The sequence below is a fragment of the Krasilnikovia sp. MM14-A1004 genome, from assembly GCF_047159485.1.
Classification (GTDB): Bacteria; Actinomycetota; Actinomycetes; order Mycobacteriales; family Micromonosporaceae; genus Actinoplanes.
The window spans coordinates 596,608-616,449 of record NZ_AP038773.1 but is presented as its reverse complement, the minus strand read 5'-3'; the positions used below and the strand labels follow the sequence as shown (position 1 = coordinate 616,449).

Annotated in this window: 18 protein-coding genes and 1 pseudogene; 8 read left to right on the top strand and 11 right to left on the bottom strand. The window is 68.7% G+C overall.

Features of this window, described 5'->3' with window-relative positions; all coding sequences use genetic code 11:
- Positions 1–1,868: 1,868 nt before the first annotated feature.
- A pseudogene (locus tag ACMCNN_RS02900) lies at positions 1,869–3,053 on the bottom strand (protein kinase domain-containing protein); the annotation flags it as partial.
- A gap of 101 nt (positions 3,054–3,154) precedes the next feature.
- Between ACMCNN_RS02900 and ACMCNN_RS02895 the strand changes: the two are divergent.
- The 4 genes from ACMCNN_RS02895 to ACMCNN_RS02880 all read left to right on the top strand — a co-directional run bounded on the left by ACMCNN_RS02895 (position 3,155) and on the right by ACMCNN_RS02880 (position 6,487).
- The gene (locus tag ACMCNN_RS02895) at positions 3,155–3,352 is read left to right on the top strand and encodes an acyl-CoA carboxylase subunit epsilon (RefSeq protein ID WP_412744621.1); all 198 of its coding nucleotides are present in this window, start codon (positions 3,155–3,157) and stop codon (positions 3,350–3,352) included.
- A gap of 123 nt (positions 3,353–3,475) precedes the next feature.
- A complete protein-coding gene (locus ACMCNN_RS02890; protein ID WP_412744620.1) occupies positions 3,476–3,898 on the top strand; it encodes a hypothetical protein in 423 nt (140 codons plus the stop codon).
- Positions 3,885–5,360, top strand: a complete 1,476-nt coding sequence (locus ACMCNN_RS02885) for a hypothetical protein (RefSeq protein WP_412744619.1) — start codon at positions 3,885–3,887, stop codon at positions 5,358–5,360. The genes ACMCNN_RS02890 and ACMCNN_RS02885 overlap by 14 nt, the downstream gene beginning before the upstream one ends.
- 155 nt (positions 5,361–5,515) lie before the next feature.
- The gene (locus ACMCNN_RS02880) at positions 5,516–6,487 is read left to right on the top strand and encodes a S8 family serine peptidase (RefSeq protein ID WP_412744618.1); all 972 of its coding nucleotides are present in this window, start codon (positions 5,516–5,518) and stop codon (positions 6,485–6,487) included.
- Between the two features lie 166 nt (positions 6,488–6,653).
- Here ACMCNN_RS02880 and ACMCNN_RS02875 read toward each other — a convergent pair whose 3' ends face one another.
- From ACMCNN_RS02875 to ACMCNN_RS02855, 5 genes are read right to left on the bottom strand one after another with little or no spacing between them, the layout of a single operon-like run.
- Entirely contained in the window at positions 6,654–6,854 is a 201-nt protein-coding gene (locus ACMCNN_RS02875) for a hypothetical protein (protein ID WP_412744617.1), read from the bottom strand.
- A gap of 53 nt (positions 6,855–6,907) precedes the next feature.
- The gene (locus ACMCNN_RS02870) at positions 6,908–7,522 is read right to left on the bottom strand and encodes a hypothetical protein (RefSeq protein WP_412744616.1); all 615 of its coding nucleotides are present in this window, start codon (positions 7,520–7,522) and stop codon (positions 6,908–6,910) included.
- Complete coding sequence (locus ACMCNN_RS02865) at positions 7,519–8,346, bottom strand: hypothetical protein (RefSeq protein ID WP_412744615.1); 828 nt, start codon at positions 8,344–8,346, stop codon at positions 7,519–7,521. The genes ACMCNN_RS02870 and ACMCNN_RS02865 overlap by 4 nt, the downstream gene beginning before the upstream one ends.
- Positions 8,347–8,358: 12 nt before the next feature.
- Positions 8,359–8,733: a hypothetical protein gene (locus ACMCNN_RS02860; protein ID WP_412744614.1), complete on the bottom strand. Its 375-nt coding sequence runs from the start codon at positions 8,731–8,733 to the stop codon at positions 8,359–8,361.
- On the bottom strand, positions 8,734–9,387 hold the full coding sequence (locus ACMCNN_RS02855; protein ID WP_412744613.1) for a hypothetical protein: 654 nt from the start codon (positions 9,385–9,387) through the stop codon (positions 8,734–8,736).
- Between the two features lie 112 nt (positions 9,388–9,499).
- Between ACMCNN_RS02855 and ACMCNN_RS02850 the strand changes: the two genes are divergently transcribed.
- Both ACMCNN_RS02850 and ACMCNN_RS02845 read left to right on the top strand, forming a co-directional pair.
- A complete protein-coding gene (locus ACMCNN_RS02850) occupies positions 9,500–10,114 on the top strand; it encodes a Maf family protein (RefSeq protein ID WP_412744612.1) in 615 nt (204 codons plus the stop codon).
- A 277-nt stretch (positions 10,115–10,391) separates the two neighbouring features.
- Positions 10,392–11,048 (top strand): O-methyltransferase, encoded by a 657-nt coding sequence (locus ACMCNN_RS02845; protein ID WP_412744611.1) that lies wholly within the window; start codon positions 10,392–10,394, stop codon positions 11,046–11,048.
- A gap of 192 nt (positions 11,049–11,240) precedes the next feature.
- Here the strand turns inward: ACMCNN_RS02845 and ACMCNN_RS02840 are convergent, their stop codons facing one another.
- The 3 genes from ACMCNN_RS02840 to ACMCNN_RS02830 all read right to left on the bottom strand — a co-directional run bounded on the left by ACMCNN_RS02840 (position 11,241) and on the right by ACMCNN_RS02830 (position 13,664).
- Complete coding sequence (locus ACMCNN_RS02840) at positions 11,241–11,996, bottom strand: ABC transporter permease (protein WP_412744610.1); 756 nt, start codon at positions 11,994–11,996, stop codon at positions 11,241–11,243.
- A 3-nt stretch (positions 11,997–11,999) separates the two neighbouring features.
- Positions 12,000–12,956, bottom strand: a complete 957-nt coding sequence (locus ACMCNN_RS02835) for an ATP-binding cassette domain-containing protein (RefSeq protein ID WP_412744609.1) — start codon at positions 12,954–12,956, stop codon at positions 12,000–12,002.
- An 84-nt stretch (positions 12,957–13,040) separates the two neighbouring features.
- Complete coding sequence (locus ACMCNN_RS02830) at positions 13,041–13,664, bottom strand: PadR family transcriptional regulator (protein WP_412747031.1); 624 nt, start codon at positions 13,662–13,664, stop codon at positions 13,041–13,043.
- 81 nt (positions 13,665–13,745) lie between these two features.
- Here ACMCNN_RS02830 and ACMCNN_RS02825 point away from each other — a divergent pair, with 81 nt between their 5' ends.
- Positions 13,746–15,494, top strand: a complete 1,749-nt coding sequence (locus ACMCNN_RS02825; RefSeq protein ID WP_412744608.1) for an acetyl/propionyl/methylcrotonyl-CoA carboxylase subunit alpha — start codon at positions 13,746–13,748, stop codon at positions 15,492–15,494.
- Positions 15,495–15,549: 55 nt separating this feature from the next.
- Here the strand turns inward: ACMCNN_RS02825 and ACMCNN_RS02820 are convergent, their stop codons facing one another.
- Both ACMCNN_RS02820 and ACMCNN_RS02815 read right to left on the bottom strand, forming a co-directional pair.
- Positions 15,550–15,789, bottom strand: a complete 240-nt coding sequence (locus ACMCNN_RS02820; protein WP_412744607.1) for a hypothetical protein — start codon at positions 15,787–15,789, stop codon at positions 15,550–15,552.
- Positions 15,790–16,007: 218 nt separating this feature from the next.
- Positions 16,008–18,086 (bottom strand): ATP-binding protein, encoded by a 2,079-nt coding sequence (locus ACMCNN_RS02815; protein WP_412744606.1) that lies wholly within the window; start codon positions 18,084–18,086, stop codon positions 16,008–16,010.
- 976 nt (positions 18,087–19,062) lie between these two features.
- Between ACMCNN_RS02815 and ACMCNN_RS02810 the strand changes: the two genes are divergently transcribed.
- On the top strand, positions 19,063–19,809 hold the full coding sequence (locus ACMCNN_RS02810; protein ID WP_412744605.1) for a DedA family protein: 747 nt from the start codon (positions 19,063–19,065) through the stop codon (positions 19,807–19,809).
- The last annotated feature ends 33 nt before the right edge of the window (positions 19,810–19,842 follow it).

Genomic DNA, 19,842 nt, shown 5'->3' with positions numbered 1-19,842 from the left:
CTCGCCGCCTGGTCGCCGTCCGGGGCGGTCGCCGTCGTGAGCCCGGCGGACGGGTCCGCCCCGGCGGGGGCACCCGAGTCCGTCCTGGAGGCGGCGTCCGGTGAATCGGCGGCGGCCTGGAGGTCCAGAAGCTGGGGCCCCCCTCCGCCGGCTGTGCGCGCGGGCTTGCCGGTCCCGGCCGTGTCGCGGGCTGAGGAGGGTGCCTTGTTGACGGCGTTGCCGGCTGCCTCGGTTGCCCCCTTGGCTGATGTCCGGGCGGCCGCGGACGTGGCGGGCTTCTTTCCCGCCTTGTCCAGCAGCTTCGTGGCCGTATCCGGCTCACTTGCGGTCCCGTCGGGCTCCTTCGCGGTGCCGTCGGACTTGTTCGCGGTGCCGTCGGACTCGTTCGCGGTGCCGTTGGACTTGGTCGCGGTGCCGTTGGACTTGGTCGCGGTGCCGTTGGACTTGGTCGCGGTGCCGTTGGACTTGGTCGCGGTGCCGTCCAGCTGCGCCGCGGACGCGTCGGGCGGGTTCGCGGTGCCGTCCGACTTCGCTCCGGCTGCCGCCACTCGGGCGGGGGTGTCGCCGGTGGCGTTCGCCGTCGACGTCCTCGCCGCCGCACCGGCTCCCCGCCGGGTCTGCGTGGGGGTCGTCGACGACTTCTGGGCGCCGCTGTCTGCTGCGGTCCCGGGTGCGTCGTCGGAGGCGATGGCCGGTGCGTCCGCGGGCGTGATCGTCGCCGGATCGCTGGCTGCGGACGTCGGCGCCGGACCGCTCGACTCGGTGCCGACCGGGGCGGTGGACGCCGTACCTGTCTTTGTTGTGTTGCGACCTCGGCCCTTCTTTCGGGAGGCCTTGCTGGTCGATCCGGCGCCCGCCCGCGCACCGACCGTGGGCTTGGCACCGGTCTTGGGCTTGGTGGCCGCCGTGCTGGGCTGCGACGCAGGCCCTGCCCCGACCTGGTTCGCGGCCGGCGCGCCCGGCTGCGCGCCCGCCTCCGCGCCGGTGGAGTCGTCCGCCGGCGCCGTTCGCCCTTCGCCTCCATCGGCCGCGTCCGGCTTGATGAGGTCCGCCCTGCCTCCGACGACGTGCGAGTCGCTGGTGACGGCCTCCGAGTCCCCGTGCGTATCGGCATCCTCGGCGGCCCGGGTTCCGGTGCCCTTGGCGTCCGCGGCCTGCGCCTGGGCGCCCGCATCGATCGCGTCGACTGCCTTCGCGTCTGTTGCGACGGCCGCATTGGGCTCGACCGGCATCTCCGGCTGATTGGCGGAGGGATCGGTCCGGCCCTCGTCCGAGGTGTTCGCGCGCTCCGCGACCGCAGCGGACGCCTCGGCATCGACCTGCGGGGCGGCGGTTTTGCGCCGGTCCGACCGCTGGTCACCGTCCGGCCGGTCAGCCGGTGACGGGCTCTCGATCTCGCCGTCAGGCCGAGGCTGGGCGGGAACCGCCGTCTCGACACCCGACCGAGGCGCGGTAGATCCTGCTGTCTGGCCGGCCGACCGGGACGCTGCAGTCTCTGCTGTCGGGCCGCCTGGCCGGGGCACGGCAGTTTCTGTCGTCGGGCCGCCTGGCCGGAGTGCGGCGGCCTCTGTCGTCGGGACGCCTGGCCGGGGTGCGGCAGTTTCTGTCGTGGGGCCGCCTGGCCGGGGCGGCGCAGGCACCTCGATGCGTGCTGCCGGTTGGCGGCGGTGGGCTGCGATCTGGTCTGCCGTCAAGGCTGCGCCGGTACGCGACCCGCGCATGGTCTCGTCCGCAGCGGGACCCGATGGGGGCGCGGTGGTGCCCGCAGGCGGGGCCGGTGGCGTAGCCGTACCGGATGGTGTCCTCCTCGGACGCCCGCTGTCGCGGACCGGCGGGGTGTCCACCCGGGTGGCATCCAGGCGGGGGCCGGCGGCCTTGGGCTGGTCGATCCGCGTGGGCGTCTCGGGCGCCGGCCGGCGCCCGACCGTGGCCTTACCCGGCGTGAAGACCGGGCGCCCGTCCGCGGCCGGTGTGACCGGAGCGCGGCCCGGCGTCACCGACGGACGGCCTGGTGACGCTGGCGGCAGCGCCGGGGAGACTGGAGCCCGACCGGGCGACACCGGAGGGCGTGCCGGTGAGATCGGCGGGCGGGGGCCCGGCACGACCGGGGCCGAGCCAGTCGCGGTGAAGCCGGTGCCCGGCACGACCGGCGGGCCGTACGAAGGTCCGGAGCGGTCGCGTCCGGCCCCTGGCCGCCGCATCGTCGGACTCATCGGGAACGTCAACTTCGACCGGCGCCCCGTGGCGCGCGAAAGCAGACGCTCGGCCTCGTCGGCGTTGATCCGGTGCGTCGGATCCTTACGCAGCAGGCCGTTGAGGACCGGCTTGAGCGGTCCGGCGTTCCGGGCAGGCGGCGGATTCTCCGTGGCCAGGGCGGCCAGGGTGGCGATCGCGGACGCCCGCGCGAACGGCGACTGCCCCTCCACCGCGGCGTACAGCGTCGCGCCGAGCGACCAGAGGTCCGCGGCGGGCCCGGCCGTGCCGTCCCGAGCGCGCTCGGGTGCGATGTACGCAGGCGAGCCCAGGACCAGGCCCGTCCGGGTCACGTTCGGGTCACCCGGGACCGTGGCCAGGCCGAAGTCCGTCAGCACGACCCGGCCGTCCTCGCCGAGCAGCACGTTGCCCGGCTTGACGTCACGGTGCACCACGCCGGCCCGGTGGGCGGCACGCAGCGCGTTGAGCATGCCGAGGCCCATCTCGGCCGCGCGTACCGCGGGGAACGGGCCGTCGCTGGCGAGAATGTCCTGCAAGGAGCGCGACGGCACGTACTCCATGACGATCCACGGATCGGCATCCGTACGCAGCACGTCGAAGACGCGAACCACATTGATGTTGTTGAGCCGGGCGATCGCGCGCGCCTCGCGCAGCGACCGCTCCCGCATCTCCCGCCGCTCGTCGACCGTCAGCCCTGGAGGCGGCACGAGCTCCTTGATGGCCACGTCACGGTGCAGCACCACGTCGACCGCACGCCAGACACGACCCATCCCGCCCTGACCGAGTGGCGCAACGAGGCGATAACGGTCGGCGACTACGAGCGGGGGAGAAGAAGACATCACGCAGAAAATACCCGGTCCTGTCGAGCCGCAGCTAATTGATCAGCTGTCTGTGGGACGCGTGTCACCGTACGCCCCCACCGGCGTCGTAAGCTGCGTCGATGGACCCTGAAACCATGTTCAGCGTCGTCCGTGGCACGCCGACCGCCGAGGAGGTGGCCGCGCTCGTCGGCGCCCTGGTCAGCCGGGCGGTGACGCCGGGCGCCCCGGCATTCCCGCCGCGGACCAGCGCCTGGGTGCGCAGTGCCCGTCCGGCGGTCCGGTCCGGCTCCTGGCGGGATTCCGGTTTGCCCCGATAGTGCAGATCGGCTGCTCCAGAACGGTCACGGCGGTCGTCCACTGCGTTTCGTCCAGCCCCCCACGACGTCGCGTCACCGACTACTCTTCCGGGAGATCTCGCACTCTCGGGGGAGGGCTGATTCATGATTCCTGAAGAGGACCGGCCGCCAGCCTGGCTGGCCGACTACGGCGCCATCGAGGCCGACATCCAGGCGATGGAGGACTTCGCCGCCGGCCTGCTCAAGGAGGTCGACAACGGGTACGCCCCACATCTCGACCTCGTTACCTCGTCGATGCTCACTGAGCTGCCCACGGCGCCAAACTTCCCCGAACTCCAGTCGTTCGTGACCCATCACTACGACGTGCAGACCACGACATTCGCCAACGTGTTCAACTTCCGCGACGGCACCGGTCAGTTTGCACTGGCAGCCAGGACAATCAGCGACGAGTACCGCGGCTCCGATGCCTTCTCGCACGCCCGGGTCAGCGATGTCGATCGGGCGTTCGACTCCACCGAGCCGTCCATGCATGCCTTGAGCACGGAGTCGCCAGATGCTGATCTCTGATGGTGTTGGCGGCTACGGCGGCACGGACTGGTTCGCACACGACGTCGACTCGATGTGGGATGCCATCGCCGATCAGCACACCGACCCGCACAACGAGGTCGTCCGCGGCTGGCGCCGCACCGCCGAGCTGACGTCGGAACATCTCAGTCGCGTAACGGAGTACCGCGCCAACCTCGCTGCCGCATGGCCGCCTGACAAGAGCCCGGCATCCAAGGCCTATCTCGCACGACTCGACGAGCTCATCGATCACTTGCGCGAGACTCATGCGGCCGCCTCGGCCAACTACACGGCATTCTCATCGGTGACGTCGGCACTCACCAGCACCCGGACACGGCTGGAGCCGATCTACCAGCAGTACGCAGCCAACAAGACGAGCATCGCGATGTGGCAGGCCCAGAAGGACGCCGCGGCCGCTGCATCCAAGCCGTCGTCGAGCCCGACCCCTTCGCCATCGCCAAGCCCGCAAGCCTCGCCTGTGCCCACGAACCCACCGGTCTCGGCTGAGCAGCAGGAGCAACTGAACAATCAGGCGCGAGTGCTCATGTACGAGCTCAGCAACGCGGTGATCAGCGGGCAAGCAGAGCTACAGAAGCCCACCGAGTACCTGCCGTACACCGTAGAAAGACACCCCGGCGGCGATCCCGGTAAGGGCGGCGAGGACTCCGGAGCATCGGTTCCGCCGCTAATCCCTGTCCCAGCACCACCTCACACCACGACAGCGACGATCTCCCATCCAGCAGGTCCCGCTACGCATCCGGCGGTGACGCCGACCGTGCCTGCACATCCCACAGGACCTGCAACCAGCCTCGGCGGCGGTCTGATACTGACCGGGGCGCAGCCAATGCCAACCGCGACGCCCCCTCCGATCGCTCCCGGGCCACCGAGCGGAACGCCCGTACCGCTAGGACCAGGCCAGGCGACGTTTCCAGGACTCCCGAGCCCTGGCCTGGTACCACCACCGGCTGGCCTCATCGCACCAGAGCCGCCAATTGCACTCACGCCGACGCGCGGTGGTGCAGGCCTCGGTGGTCCCCTCAGGCCCAACCCGGGCATCCAGCCCCCACGGATAGGCACGATGCCATCCGGCGGGGTGATCGGCTCGACTCCAGGCAGCGGGTTCATTGGGCAGATACCCAATGGCTCCACCGGTGCCGGCCAACTGCGCGCGGGTGGAACAAGCCGGGTCAATCCAGTTGGGGGCGTGATTAACCCTCAGTCGAACACGGCGGGCCGTACCGGTCAGGCGACTCGCCTCGGCATATCGCGTCCAGGCACGGTCGGTCACGGCGAACCCATGCTTAGTCAATCGGCCCGACGGCAGCGTCGCGAAGGCGGCGAGAGCCTTGCTCATTGGGACCCGGATAACCCATGGGCAACAGACGAGGGCGTCGACCCAGTCGTGGTGCCGGCAGAAGAGCCCGGGCCGATCGATCCTGGTCCCGTCATCGGCAGGGGCAGATGACCCGGCGTCTTTTCGCCGCCACTGCGGCGGTACTTGCCGGGATCAGCGCCACCGCATTCGCGGTCCCGGCGAACGCAGATACAATCCGAGGCCAGCAATGGCACCTCAAATCGCTTAGAATTGCGGATGCTCATCGAATCAGTACCGGGCGTGGCGTGATCGTTGCCGTGATTGATTCAGGAGTCGCTGACCACAGTGACCTGTCGGGCAGCGTTCTGCCTGGCAAGGATTTTACAGATCCGGCCGGATCTGGTCGTACCGACATAGACGGGCACGGAACGGCGATGGCCGGCGAAATTGCTGCCCACGGACGTGATGAATCTGGAGCGCTTGGAATTGCACCCGATGCCAAGATCCTTCCGGTGAGGGTTCTGACAAGAGGGAAGTTCAAGGGTGATCTTGGTTCCGCCGTTTCGTGGGCGGTCGCGCACGGGGCCAAGGTAATCAATATCTCGCTCGGTGGAGGCATCACGTCCAACATGTTCACCGCACTAAAAGCGGCCGAAGAAGCGAACGTCGTGGTCGTCGCCAGTGCAGGGAACCTGCCGGATGATAGAAGGATCACTGCTCCAGCCTTCGTACCTAGCGTACTAGCGGTAGGCGCCGTCGATCGGGGCGGGAATCGGGACGCAATTTCGACCACCGGATCAGCCCTTGACCTGATGGCGCCTGGCACCGACATAATGAGCCTCGGCCTAAACAACGGATACAAGGCCGCCACGGGCACCTCCGACTCGTCGGCAATCGTCGCCGGAGCGGCCGCACTCATTCGTAGTAAATACCCAGAGTTGAGCGCGCGTGAGGTGGTAGACCGTCTGGAATCCACCGCTGTCGACAAAGGGGCTCCGGGCGTTGACCCGGAATACGGGCACGGCGTTGTGGACATCATTGCAGCGCTGTCGGTAGGTACGTCAGCCACAACGGACCAGCCAAGCGCCAATCCCTCAACCGGCGCAAACAATCCGCCAGCCGGCTCTTCGCCATTCGCAACAAGTAGAGCGGTAGCCCCCACGACACGTTCAATGGGCAGCTCTTCGCTCCTATTCGGGAGTGCCACCGTCTTGGCCATCCTTGGCGGCCTAGCGGCATTCCTCATACTCCGGCGCCGGCGAAGCCGGTCAGACTAAATCCTAATGCACCGAGTCGCTCGACTGCCTTGGGCACTCGCCGCCAAGGCGGAACGCCTGCGAAATGCCACACGCTCGTCCACGACTGACAATCCTGGCGGGAGCCATGCGCACACCAACCGCGCACTAACAGAATGATGAGCGAACATACACGCCGCCATTCTCTTCAGCGTTCAAGTCGTCGCATGAAAGCGATCTGACCCAATTCCTCGAGATTAACGAGTTCCCAGCCACGCGTCTCGAGCATCTCTACGGCCGCCAAGACAACGTCGACCCGAGCGTCGAACTCGGTGCGGCCGGAGCCCGGCCGGATTGGCGTCGGGACCGACAGATACATGTAACGGAACGGGTACGCATCGATATTCACCCGTCCAGCGAGGACGTCCTCGGCAAGGATCCGGCGCGGGGGTCGGGGTCGGTTCACGCCGGAACCAGTGAGCCGAGCATGTCTGCGGCAATCGCCGCTGCAGCGTCACGCAGAGCGCCCTTGCCCTTGGCATCACCCTTCTTGGCCGTCAGCCTGATATCGAGGTTGGCGTTCCCGGATCGCACGGCAGCCTGCATCGAGTCAGATCCGGTGTCAGCCGAGATGAATGCCTGCTCGCCGACCCCGTTCAGCGGCACCGGCAGGGCGGCGCTGAGGATCTGCCATTCGGCGTCGGCCCCAGCCTGCGAGGTTGAGGTGCTGAGATGCAGACTGACAGTCGAAGCTGTTCCATCACCTGGCCCCCAACGGCAGTCGATACTGTTACCGACGGTCTTGACGTCGGTCGATTCGGTGACCCTGCCGACGCCGCGGATCCCGAGGGCGCTGGCCGCCGAGTCGGTCAGATGCGGACACGAAAGGCCGCTTGTCCTCCACTTGTGGGTCACCGGGGGCACGGCCCGGGTCAACACTGAGGGCAGCGGGTTCGGGCGGCTGGTCCCGGAGGACGGCAGGTCAGTGCGCACGTCCGGGATTTCGGGTCCAGCACAACCAGCCATGGTCGCCGCCGCTACGGCGACTAAGGCACCGAGAATCAGCCGTGCCGTCATGAGTTCACCGCCTGAGGCCAGTGGCCTCCGGAGAAGGCGTTGTCGTCGCTGTGCTCACTCGCGACGTCGCCAATCAGGCTGAGTACGTCGGCGAGCCGGTTTCCGAGGCTAGCCAGGTAGTCGACGATGTTCGAGGCGAACCTGCCAAGCAGCGTCGACAGATCGTTGGCGGCCTCTTGAGCGCTGAGCGGATCGCCCGTGGCGGCTGCCTCGCCGACGTCGGCAGTCACCTCAACGATCTTCTCTACGATGCCCCCGACTTGGCTTAGTAGATCGGTGACGAAGTGGACGTTCGCGTTCGCCACGTCGGACAGCCAAGTACTGATGCCCTTGACCTTCTCTACCGCGAGGCCGACGGCCTCGATCTGATCGGCCTCACGTACCTTGTACGTGTCGTGTGCTGGGCCATGCCAGGTGTCGATGCCACCAGACTGGGTGACATCGGGCTTGATCTGGCTCAGGTTTGTGTTGACCTGGGTCGACCAATCAAGTCCGACCTGGAACAGCGACATTACTGGAACCGCACCGTTGAGCGTCTTCTCGAGCTTGCCGAGAATCTCGCCGACCAGCCTACGCGCCTCTTCGATCCCCGCCTGGAATGCCTTAAGCGCGTCTGCAATCTCCTCGGTGAACCATTCGACCACCTGGTTCCACCAGTGATCGCCCTCAAGTTTCTTGCGGATCGCTTCGAGAAACTGCTCGACCGCGAGAGCCAGCTTGTCCCAGGCGGAATGAATGTTGTGGACGCCAGTCTCCAGCGTGCCGATTGCGGTGCTGAAGGTGCCCAACAGTGCGGGGGCAAAGGTATCGTCCGTGTCTGCCATCTGATCCTCCGCTCAGTTGGGCCAGTCGCCCAAAGCGATCCGGTCGAAGTTCTGCGCCGAAGCTGCATCCGCGTCGTCGTACCAGTCGGCATTCTCCTTGAGAGCGTTGCTCATCGCATCGAACTGCAGGACGGCCTCCATGAACAGCCCGATCAATTTTTCGAGTTCCTTTGTGTACGCGCTGTGCAGATCGCTGGCGGTCGCCGAACCGAGGGGCCCATCGATGATGACGGAAAACGCGCTCTGTCCAAGGACCTGCCGCGAGGCGAGCGCCGCGACCCTTCCCATGCGGTCCGAGAGGTCGTGCCAGTTCTTTGCGGCCCTGCGCAGGCCGTCCGTGGCAATTTGAAGATTCTTCTCGGAGTACCAGTCGTAGTCGTTTCCCATTCATCTCTCCCCGAGACTTGCATAGCTGGGACGCGCGGCAAGCAGCGCCTCCAGGGCATCGGCGGCCAAGTCCGAGGCATCCTCTGGGCGTAGACCGAATTCGTTGACCCTGGCACCCTCGATGACGGCTCCGCGGACCATGACGATGAACATCCTTCGTGAGCCACTGATCTCACGCAATTCCGAATCGTTGACCAATTCGGACAGTCGCATTGCTGCAGCAATCTTGGCGGCGGCCTGGTCGATCCGGACGCGCAACGCGTCGAGGTCGCCTGCGTCGGAGTGGCCGGTGGGATATGACGAGCCGTACGAATCAATGTCGTGAAGCTCGGGCATTGACCGGCTGATGCGACCGTGACGTTTTAGGACCAAGCGGGCGAAGGTGGCCTTGTCCCCTGCAAAGCGGTAGGCCTGCAGTACGGCACCTGCGATGCCGCGCGCGCCGATAGCCTTCCACCAACCATCGGTAATGCGTATCTGACCTGGACGGCCGTCGAGGCGGACGGTGCAGTAGACCGTGCCTGAGGCGTCCGTGCCCTCGATGGCATCAAGACCCGGCACAGTTCGGCCCGGTGGAGTATGCGCCAATACGTCCTCGATGTTCTCGACGAATCTCCGGGCATCACCTATCCGGAAATCATCGAATTCTGTCATTTGCCGGCCTCTCGGATCAGGTTCTGTCTGGAATGGTATGCGCACGAGTGAAGGCTGTGGGGGCCGCCGAGTCTCACGACGTCCCTGGACCTTGTGCTTGTAGCGTGGCGGCGTGCAGACTGACATCTCGTACCGTCTGGTGCTCGCCTCCGCGAGCCCTGCCCGCCGCGCCCTGCTCAAGGCCGCCGGCATCGACGCCGCCATTCTGGTCAGCGGCGTCGACGAGTCAACAGTCGAGGCGGAGGACGCGCACACGCTCAGCCTCACCCTGGCCCGGCTGAAGGCCCGCACGGTCGCCGCCCGGCTACCCAGCGACCCCGGCACGCTGGTGCTCGGCTGCGACTCGGTACTCGCCTTCGACGGCCAGATCCTCGGCAAACCGGCGAACGCCGCCGAGGCGGTGCAGCGCTGGCGCGCGATGCGCGGGCGCTCCGGCGTTCTCTACACCGGGCATCACCTGACCGACGTCGCGGCCGGAAAGCAGGGCGAGGAGGTCGGCACGACGGTGGTGCACTTCGCGGACATCTCCGATGCTGAGATCGACGCGTACGTGGCGACCGAGGAGCCACTGCACGTGGCAGGCTCGTTCACCATCGACGGGCGCGGTGGCGCCTTCGTGGACCGGATCGAGGGCGACGCGGGCAACGTGATCGGCCTGTCGCTGCCGCTGCTGCGCCGCCTGTTGGGTGGCTTCGGCGTGTCCATCACACAGCTGTGGCGTGACTGACCGACCTGCCGACGAATCCCACCCTGGAGCTGCGGAACCACCGGAACCACCGGAGCCGGCGGTCTGTTCGGTGACGGTGGTCAGGACCAGCCCGAGGACGAGGGTGGTGGAGAACGACGAGGCGGCCCAGACCGACGAACCGTGGAGCTCACGAACAACCAGGGGACCGATCAACCCGCGGTTGATAGAGAACCGGGGCCCGAGGAACGCGAACCTGCAAACCGCCGTTGTCCACAGGCCCTCTCGGAGCCGTCCGAAACGGCCTAGGGTCGTAGGCATGTCGTTCAGACCGCTGCCCCTCACGCCCGAACTGCACGCCTACCTGCTCGACCACTGCACCCCACCGGATGAGGTCACGGCCGAGCTGATCGCCGAGACCCGGTCCGCGTTGCCCGACAACGCGCGAATGCAGGTGGCGCCCGAGGAGGCGGCCTTCCTCCGCATCCTGACGGCGGTGATGGGTGTGCGCCGGGCGGTGGAGGTGGGCACGTTCACGGGCCTGTCCTCGCTGTCGATCGCGCGCGGGCTCGCCGACGGCGGCCGGCTGATCTGCTTCGACATCTCGGAGGAGTTCACGAGTGTGGCGCGCCGTTACTGGAAGCGCGCCGGGATCGACGACCGTATCGAGTTGCGCATCGGGCCGGCGGCCGCCCGGCTCGGCGAGCTGCCCGCCGAGCCACACCTGGATCTGGTGTTCATCGACGCCGACAAGGAGAGCTACCAGACGTATTGGGAGGCGCTGGTGCCGCGGGTGCGACCCGGGGGCGTCCTGCTCATCGACAACACCTTGTGGTCGGGACAGGTGCTCAATCCGCAGAGCGTCGATGACCACGCGATCACCGCGTTCAACGACATGGTGATCGCCGACAAGCGGGTGGAGTTGGTCATCGTGCCCATCGCCGACGGCCTGACTATCGCACGCCGCCTGCCCTGAGCCTCCATGGCCGGGCGACGCCTGCGACGCCGACCAGCAGGACAGCACCTGCGCAGACGAGCGAGCGGCCCGCGACCGAAGGCCGCGGGCCGCAGATCAGACTTCGGCGACCGGCCGCGACGGCATGAACTCCGCGAACGGCACCGGATGACGCCTCACTCAGCGGAGTCCAACGAGGACTCCAACTACAGATCAGCGGACACTGCGGGCGAACATCCGGGCCGCCCACGCCACCGACGCCGCGGCCAGCACGGCCATGATGACCAGCCCCTGCCAGACCGCATCCGAGGCCAGGTCGCCGCGGAACAGCGCCCGGGTCCCGTCGACGGCCCAGGAGAAGGGGTTCCAGTCGGCGACGCCCTGCAGCCAGCCGGGGGCGAAGGTGAGCGGCAGCAGGATGCCGGAGAGCAGCAGCACCGGCTGAGCCACGGTGTTCATCAGTGGAGCCAGGGCGTCCTCGCTTTTGACCTTCAGCGCGACGCCGTAGCTGAGGGCCGAGGTCATCAGCGAGATCAGCGCAAGCATCAGGTACGCCAGCAGGAGGTTGCCGATGAACACCCGCAGGTCGAACAGCAGCGCCAGCAGCGTGATGATGACCGCCTGGGCGATCAGCGAGACCACGTCGCGCAGTGACCGGCCGAGCAGCAGGGCCAGGCGGCTGACCGGGGTGACCCGCGAGCGTTCGATGATGCCGGCGCGCAGTTCGGCGATGAGCCCGAAGCCCTGGAACAGCCCGCCGAAGATGGCCAGCAGTACGAGCAGGCCGGGGACGAAGATCTCGTACGCCTGGGCGTCGGTGCTTACCTGCAGGGCAGGCTTGAGCAGCGGCGCGAACAGCAGCAGGTACATGACCGGCTGGAATACGCCAACGAAGATCCAGACCGGGTTGCGCAGCAGGAGCAGCATCTGGCGCTGGAAGATGAGTGAGGTGTCACGCAGCAGCTTCATGGCTCATTCCTCCCGCAGCGAGCGGCCGGTCTTGGTCAGGAAGACGTCGTCGAGGCTGGGGCGGTGCAGCTCGATCGTGCCGAGCGGCACCGAGGCGGCATCCAGCGCGCGCAATACCAGAGGGATGGCGGTGGCGCCCTCGTCGACGTAGAGGCGTACGCCGTCGTCCTGGGTTTCGAGCTTGTTCACGAACGGCGCCACGTCGAGCACCTCGGCGGCGGCGGTCACCGCGCCGGGGGCGAGGCCGACGCGCACCACGTCGCCGGAGATCTCGCGTTTGAGCTCGGCGGGCGTTCCGGAGGCGACGATCTGGCCGTAGTCCATGATGGAGATCCGGTCGCAGAGGGCGTCGGCCTCGTCGAGGTAGTGGGTCGTGATGAAGACCGTCATGCCCTCGTCGCGCAGGCGCCGGACCTCGTCCCACATGTGGGCGCGGCTCTGCGGGTCGAGGCCGGTGGTGGGCTCGTCCAGGAAGACGAGCTTGGGCTCGTGGATGATGCCGAGCGCGATGTCGACCCGGCGGCGCTGGCCGCCGGAGTACGTCTTGCACTTGCGGTCGGCGAATTCGCTGAGTTGGAACGCGTCGAGGACCCGGTTGGCGCGTTCCGTCGCGACGGAGCGGGAGATGCCGTACAGGCGGGCCTGCAGGACCAGTTCCTCGCGGGCGGTCGAGTCGTCCCAGGTGCTGCCGCCCTGGGCCACATACCCGATGCGGCGGCGCACCTCGCCCGGGTTCTTGAGCAGGTCCGCGCCGGCGATGGCGGCGGAGCCGCCGTCGGGCTCGATCAGGGTGGCGAGCATCCGCAGGGTCGTGGTCTTGCCGGCGCCGTTGGGGCCCAGGAAGCCGAAGATCTCCCCCTCGGCCACGGTCAGGTCGACGCCGCGTACGGCCTCGACGATCTTCTTCTCGCGTCCCTGCCGGGACGTGAACGACTTGCGCAGTCCTCGCGTCTCGATCACTTGACTTCCCCCAGTCGTGGGGCAGGCGAACGCCCGCCACGGGGCAGCGTAGGGCCGCCACCGCGACTAGTCAAACTTGAATAGTCAGCGGTCGACCCACTCCGACGGCCAATCGGGCTTCCCGGCGGCGCCACCCGAAGAAGACTCCGAAGAAGACTCCGAAGGCTCCTCGGACGGCAGGTACGGATCCCCCTGTTCCACCCGCTTGGCCACCCGTTCGCACCAGGCGATCTCCGCCTCGGACCGGTCCGTGGCCAGCTCCCACATCCACGCCACGAACGCCGGCTTCCGCGCGGCCCACTCCGACCCCAGCGCAGCCTGCAGCTGCTGCACTCCGGCCCGCAACTGGGTTGCCCGGTTACGCAGGGCCGCCGCGGCCTCCTCGCGGGGCAGCGCGGGCAGGAACGAGAACGCCGCCAGGAACGGATCCGGCGGGGTGGCCAGGTGCCACCAGTTGTTACGCAGCAGCGCCTGGAACTCGCCCGCGCCCTTCTCTGTCACCTCGTACGTGGTCCGGGCGGGGCGGGCGCCCACCTGCTCGGTCGCCACCGCCCGCAGCAGTCCCTCGTCGGTGAGCTTGCGCAGAGCGTGATAGATCGATCCCGGTTGCACGTTCGCCCACTTGTCGGCGTTCCAACTCAGCAGCTCACGCCGCACGTCATAGCCGTGCACCGGCTGCATCCACTGGACGATGCCGAGGATCATCATGCGGGTGGCGGACACGCTGTCAGCGTAATAGCCAAACTTGACTGAGCGCGGCGCCGGTTCCGGGACGCTAGGCTCAGCGACGTGCGCAAGGTACTGATCGCGAATCGCGGCGAGATCGCCGTCCGTGTCATCCGGGCCTGCAAGGACGCGGGCCTCATCAGCGTCGCCGGTTACGCCGACCCCGACCGGGACGCGCCGTTCGCGCGACTCGCCGACGAGGCGTACGCGTTGGACGGCACGACGGCCGCGGAGACGTATCTGCGTATCGACAAGCTGCTCGACATCGCGGCGCGCAGTGGCGCCCACGCGGTGCACCCGGGCTACGGCTTCCTGTCGGAGAACGCTGAGTTTGCTCAGGCCGTACTCGATGCGGGTTTGATCTGGATCGGACCGACGCCGCAGGCGATCCGCGATCTCGGCGACAAGGTCACCGCGCGGCACATCGCGCAGCGCGCGGGTGCGCCGCTGGTCGCGGGCACGGCGGAGCCGGTGGCCGACGCGGACGAGATCGTGGCGTTCGCGCGTGAGCACGGGCTGCCCATCGCGATCAAGGCGGCGTTCGGTGGTGGCGGGCGCGGCCTGAAGGTGGCCCGGACGATCGAGGAGATCCCGGGGCTGTTCGAGTCGGCGACCCGCGAGGCCGTGGCCGCGTTCGGGCGCGGCGAGTGCTTCGTCGAGCGCTACCTGGACCGGCCGCGCCACGTCGAGGCCCAGGTGCTGGCGGACACGCACGGCAACGTGATCGTGGTCGGCACGCGGGACTGCTCGCTGCAGCGCCGCCACCAGAAGCTGGTCGAGGAGGCGCCTGCGCCGTTCCTGACCGACGCGCAGCGCGAGCAGATCCACTCCAGCGCCAAGGCGATCTGCCGCGAGGCCGGCTACCACGGCGCGGGCACGGTCGAGTATCTGGTCGGCCAGGACGGGACGATCTCGTTCCTGGAGGTCAACACGCGACTGCAGGTGGAGCACCCGGTCAGCGAGGAGACCGCGGGCCTCGACCTGGTGCGTGAGCAGTTCCGGATCGCGGCGGGCCAGCGGCTGCGCTTCACGGAGGACCCCGCGCCGCGCGGGCACTCGATCGAGTTCCGGATCAACGGCGAGGACGCGGGCCGCAACTTCCTGCCCGCGCCCGGCACGGTCACCGCGTTGACCTGGCCCTCCGGCCCCGGGGTGCGGGTCGATGCGGGCGTCGAGACGGGCACGGTCATCGGCGGCAACTTCGACTCCATGCTCGCCAAGATCATCGTGACCGGCGAGGACCGGGCCGAGGCGCTGGGCCGCGCCCGCCGCGCGCTGGACGAGACCGTGATCGAGGGCATCGCCACGGTGCTGCCGTTCCACCGGCTGGTCGTGCGGGACGAGGCGTTCACGTCCGACCCGTTCACGGTGCACACCCGGTGGATCGAGACCGAGTGGGCGGGCGGGGTCGAGCCGGTCGCGCACGCCGCGCCCGGCGCCGAGGAGGCGCCGCGCGAGACCGTCGTGGTCGAGGTGGGCGGCAAGCGGCTCGAGGTCAGACTGCCCGCCAACCTTTCGGCGGGTACGCCCACAGCAGGCGCCCCGCGTCCGACGGCCCGCCGGTCGGGCGCCCGTCAGCAGGCCCCGGCCGCCGGTGGCGCGGCCGCGCTCACGGCACCGATGCAGGGCACGATCGTCAAGGTGGCGGCGCAGGACGGCGACACGGTCTCCGAGGGCGACGTGATCGTGGTGGTCGAGGCGATGAAGATGGAGCAGCCGCTGCAGGCGCACCGTTCGGGCACGGTGTCGGGGCTGACCATCGAGGTCGGCGCCACGGTGACCGCGGGCACCACCATCTGCACCATCGACTAGCGGCAGAGGCCGGGGCGGGGCCGCCGGTACGGGATCAACTAGTTCGATCATGCCGCTACGCTGCGGCATCTTCGGTGCCCGAGGGGTCCAGGCCGTCGTCAGGCCGTGGGGCCGGCCGGTTGCCGAACGCCTGGTCGATCGCCTTGCGCGTCCGTTCCTCGCTGCTGGGCGTCAGATGCGTGTAGGTACGCAGCGTGAAACCGGGGTCGGCATGGCCCGGGTAGTTCGCGAGGGCCTTGATCGACTCCGCCGCGTCCAGCAGCGTGGAGGCGTAGAAGTGGCGTAGGGCGTGCATGCCGTTCTTTCGATATCGTCCACGGCAAGGCTAAACGGCCCGCTGCGCGGGCCGGTCGCGCCGCCTAGCAGGGCCGAGCCAAGGGCCGCCCCGGCGCCGGCGGCTGTCGCCTCTGGCGCCGGGATTGCAGCCCTGCGGCAGGCGCGAACGGATATGAGGAAGCCCCGGAACCGCCGAATATCGACGAGGTCCGGGGCTTCTGAGGATCACTACGACGATCAGCTTCCCACCATCACAGGAGTTTTCACGGCGAAGTGGGCCGCGTCGTGTTGCGGGGTTGGGGTGGTAGCGGGGGCTGTGGCGGCGGGGAGGGTGAAGGTGAAGCGGGTGCCACCGCCGGAGTTGTCGGTGGCGGTGATGGTGCCGCCGTGGCGTTCCACGGTGCGTTTGCAGATGGCCAGCCCCAGGCCAGTTCCGGCGTAGCCAGCGTTCGGGTGGGCGCGGTGGAAGTTGTCGAAGATGGCCTGGTGTTGTCCGGCGGGGATGCCGATGCCGTTGTCGGCGATCGTGACCGCGACGGCGTCACCGTCGGCCTGGCTGGTGATGGTGACGTGCGGGGTGGTCCCGGGAGCGGTGTACTTGACGGCGTTGCTGACGAGGTTGTCGAGCAGTTGCCGCAGCAGGACCGGGTCGGCGTGGACCGGGTGCAGGTCGCCGAGTGTGAAGGTCGGTACGGGGGTGCCGGCGGCCAGGGCGGTGTCGAGGCGGGCCTCGGCGACGTCGGCGGCCAGGTGGTGCAGGTCGACGTCGGTGGGGGTGATGGCGCCGTCTCGGGCGGTGGTGTAGGCGAGCAGGTCGTTGACCAGATTGCGCATGCGGGCGGAGGCGCGGCTCACTCGGGTGAGGCTGTCCCGGATCCGGTCGGTGGCGGCGTTGGCCCCAATGGTGTCGAGGACGTCGGCGGCGGCTTCGGTCCAGCCTTCGACGGTGGCCAGTGGGTTCTGCAGGTCGTGGGCGACCACCCCGGCGAAGCTGGCCAGTTCGTCGCGCTGGCGGCGTTCGGCGGTGATGTCGCGGAGCAGGACCACGGCGCTGCGGACTTGGCCGTCGGCGTCGGCCAGGGGGGTCGCGGTGCTGCGGATGATCCGGTCCTGGGGCAGGCGGGGGTTGCGGACGAGGACGTCCGCGGCGTGTGGCTGTCCGTCGGCAATCGACTGCCGGCAGGGCAGGTCAGCGTCAGTAAGCAGGTTGCCGGTGATGTCGTGCAGCCCGTAGTGGCCACAGACGTCGGGCTTGACGGCGGGGTCCGGGCGGTCGCCGAGCAGGGCCTGAATCATGGGGTTGCGCAGCAGTGGGCGCCCGTCCGGGGCGACGACGGCCAGGCCGTCGGCCATGGAGTTGACCACGGTGTTCAGCAGCGTCGCTTGCTTGGCCGCCCGCTGCTTTTCGGCGGCCAGTTCGCTGGTCAGCGCCGCCCGTTCGTCGCGGCTCAATGCCAGCGCGAGGCCGATGAGAGTGAGGGTGGTGGCGAACAGCTGCCCGACCAGCACACCGCTGACGTCGCTCAGGCGTGCGAAGGGGCCGTGGTCGGCGAGGGTGAACACCACCACGGTGAGCGTGGCGGCGCCGCTGTGCAGCGCGACGTAGTTCGTGGACAACCGCACCGCGGCCCACACGGTGAAGACGAGCAGCGGGAACACCATGACCATGCCGGGCCTGGTGAACACGGTGCCATAGCAGGCCAGCGAGCCCACGGTCACGGCCAGGTACTCCCCGAGGCGGGCGGGAGCCGGGCGCCCGGTCTGCCGCCACCAGGCGGGAGATTCGGACCGCCTCGCCAGGACGCGGCTCAGGCGCAGGCCGACCACGGGAATGATGAGCAGGCTCGTGATCATGTAGGTCAGATACATCAGGCCGAACGACAAGGACTGCTGACCGGTGGCCAGCCACTCGCTGACGTAGTCGATCGCGACCCCGCCCATGGCGGCCGCGACGGCCGCGACCACCAGCGTCCACAGATCCCGCAGGTGAGCAAGCTGCGGCAGGCTTCCACCGGGCGGCGCGGGCAGCCGACGCGACATCAGCAGGAACAGGCTCACCCCGGTCACGGTGACGAAGATGCAGACGACGGCCAGCGGCACGCCCATGCCGGTGGACAGGTTCACCGCCGCGTTCGCCGCTACCAGCGCAACCCAGTCCACCCAGCGGGCGCGGGAGCGGCGCTGGGCCAGAAACCACAACGCCGACACTCCGGCCGCTGGCCACACCATGCTCACGTCGTCGCCGGAGGCCACCGCCATCCGGCCGACCACCGCCGCGATCACATAGGCGGCGGTGAACCCCGCAGTCCGCAGCAATGACGTCCAGGTGCCGGACCTCCGACCGCTGTCCGGGTCCGACGGGCAGGCCGAAAAGCGCCCGACCACGGTACGCAGCCACGTGCGGGAGTGATCCGGAACGTTCCGCTCGTCGTCTACTACCAATCGCCGTGTCACGGTCCCCCTATGCGCAGTCCTCCACACGGGCAGATCGGCGCCCGAAACAGCGACGCTGAGCGGCACGGCACCAAACAGGGTCCAAGGTCCCGAACCGGACACCAGGCGCAGCGCACTCGAACAGCCAGATTCGGTCTTGGCCGGGGATCCCACTGCGGCCAGGATGCTTTCAGCTCATCCCCGCAGACCAGAACGCATGTACCGAAGCAGATCAGGCGGTCGACATGAGGACCCAGTCCTCGCCGGACGGGCAGGCTCCCAGGATGATCCGCACGGGTCGGTCCCGGCCGTGGGTGCGGAGTCAGGCTGGGGATGGGCCTCAACGAGGCACCGGGCCGTCCCCGGGCCGTCAGAGATTCGCGCACGTTGACCAACAACTACCACCGCTACCAACGTTTACCCAGCTCAGCCGCTTCACGGCCGATCAGTACCAGGACCTCGGGGGGCGGGCCGCCGGTACGGGACCTACCGACGGCCCGGGGCGCCGCATACCCGGACGCGCCGGGACAGGGGCGCGGCCGTTCGCCACGCCGACAACGGGGACCCGGCGTCGCGAACCGCATCCACCGTACGCGTCACGGGGACGATCACGTATCGGCAAATCGACTGCCCATCAGGCTCGAACCGCACGACATCGGCACGAAACACACCCACTCGGGCCAGTTCCACCACGTACCGTGTCCGGCATCACGGGGTGGACCGGTCCGACCTGAGCGCATGCTGAGATCAGCACGCCCTCTCACGGATATCCCACGTGTACTGCACCGAGACGGTGTGTTGCCCTGAGACGAACTGCCTCAGATGCCATGAGCCCTTGAGCCGCGAGGTGGCCGACCGCATGACCGACCTGTTGACCGCTGTGGCAACACCGGCGTGGGCCTACCTTGCGCTCTTCGGGTTCCTGGCCGCCGACGCCATGGTGCCGGTCGTCCCGATCCAGGCCATCATGATCACTTCAGGCGCCCTCACGGTGTACGGCAACCTGAGCCTTCCCCTGGTCATCGCGGTCGGCACGCTGGGCATGTTCACCGGCGACACGATCGCCTTCGTGCTCGGCCGTACCGCGGGTGGCGGACGTGTCGGTGACCGGCTGGCCGCCCTGCGCCACCGCTGCGCCCCGCGCCACGACGGGGTCATGGGCGTCTCCAAGACCCGCCGGGCGGCCGCCCGGTTCACCCGCGGTCTGCGCCGCCCCGGCCCGCTGGTGCTGCTGCTGTGCCGCTTCGTGCCGGGCGGGCGGATGGCGGCGGGCTACCACGCCGGCCGCACCGGCTATCCGATCAAGTTGTTCGTCGCCTACGACGGGGCGGCCGCGATCTGCTGGGCCACGTACGGCGGCCTTGTCGGGCACGTGGGCGGCACTGCGGTGACCCAGTCGGCGTGGCGGCTGTTCGCGGTGGCCGCCACCGCCGCGGTGATCTTCGGTACGGCGGGCTGGGTCCTCGCCCTGTTCGGCGGCCGCGACACCGGCGGCCTGCACGACGGCGACGACCTGGACGGCGGCACGGATCCCCACGGCAGGGATTCCGAGAGCACCGCCGACCACCCGCCGGCAACCCCGAAGCGTGGAGCCCGGGCACGCTGACCCACCCTCACCAAGCGATCTTGGTCAGATTCC

Coding starts and splice junctions, on each gene's coding strand:
- ACMCNN_RS02895 (WP_412744621.1), top strand. CDS start 3,155: ATGGACCCTGAAACCATGTTCAGCGTCGTCCGTGGCACGCCGACCGCC.
- ACMCNN_RS02890 (WP_412744620.1), top strand. CDS start 3,476: ATGATTCCTGAAGAGGACCGGCCGCCAGCCTGGCTGGCCGACTACGGC.
- ACMCNN_RS02885 (WP_412744619.1), top strand. CDS start 3,885: ATGCTGATCTCTGATGGTGTTGGCGGCTACGGCGGCACGGACTGGTTC.
- ACMCNN_RS02870 (WP_412744616.1), bottom strand. CDS start 7,522: ATGACGGCACGGCTGATTCTCGGTGCCTTAGTCGCCGTAGCGGCGGCG.
- ACMCNN_RS02865 (WP_412744615.1), bottom strand. CDS start 8,346: ATGGCAGACACGGACGATACCTTTGCCCCCGCACTGTTGGGCACCTTC.
- ACMCNN_RS02860 (WP_412744614.1), bottom strand. CDS start 8,733: ATGGGAAACGACTACGACTGGTACTCCGAGAAGAATCTTCAAATTGCC.
- ACMCNN_RS02855 (WP_412744613.1), bottom strand. CDS start 9,387: ATGACAGAATTCGATGATTTCCGGATAGGTGATGCCCGGAGATTCGTC.
- ACMCNN_RS02845 (WP_412744611.1), top strand. CDS start 10,392: ATGTCGTTCAGACCGCTGCCCCTCACGCCCGAACTGCACGCCTACCTG.
- ACMCNN_RS02840 (WP_412744610.1), bottom strand. CDS start 11,996: ATGAAGCTGCTGCGTGACACCTCACTCATCTTCCAGCGCCAGATGCTG.
- ACMCNN_RS02830 (WP_412747031.1), bottom strand. CDS start 13,664: ATGATGATCCTCGGCATCGTCCAGTGGATGCAGCCGGTGCACGGCTAT.
- ACMCNN_RS02820 (WP_412744607.1), bottom strand. CDS start 15,789: ATGCACGCCCTACGCCACTTCTACGCCTCCACGCTGCTGGACGCGGCG.
- ACMCNN_RS02810 (WP_412744605.1), top strand. CDS start 19,063: ATGACCGACCTGTTGACCGCTGTGGCAACACCGGCGTGGGCCTACCTT.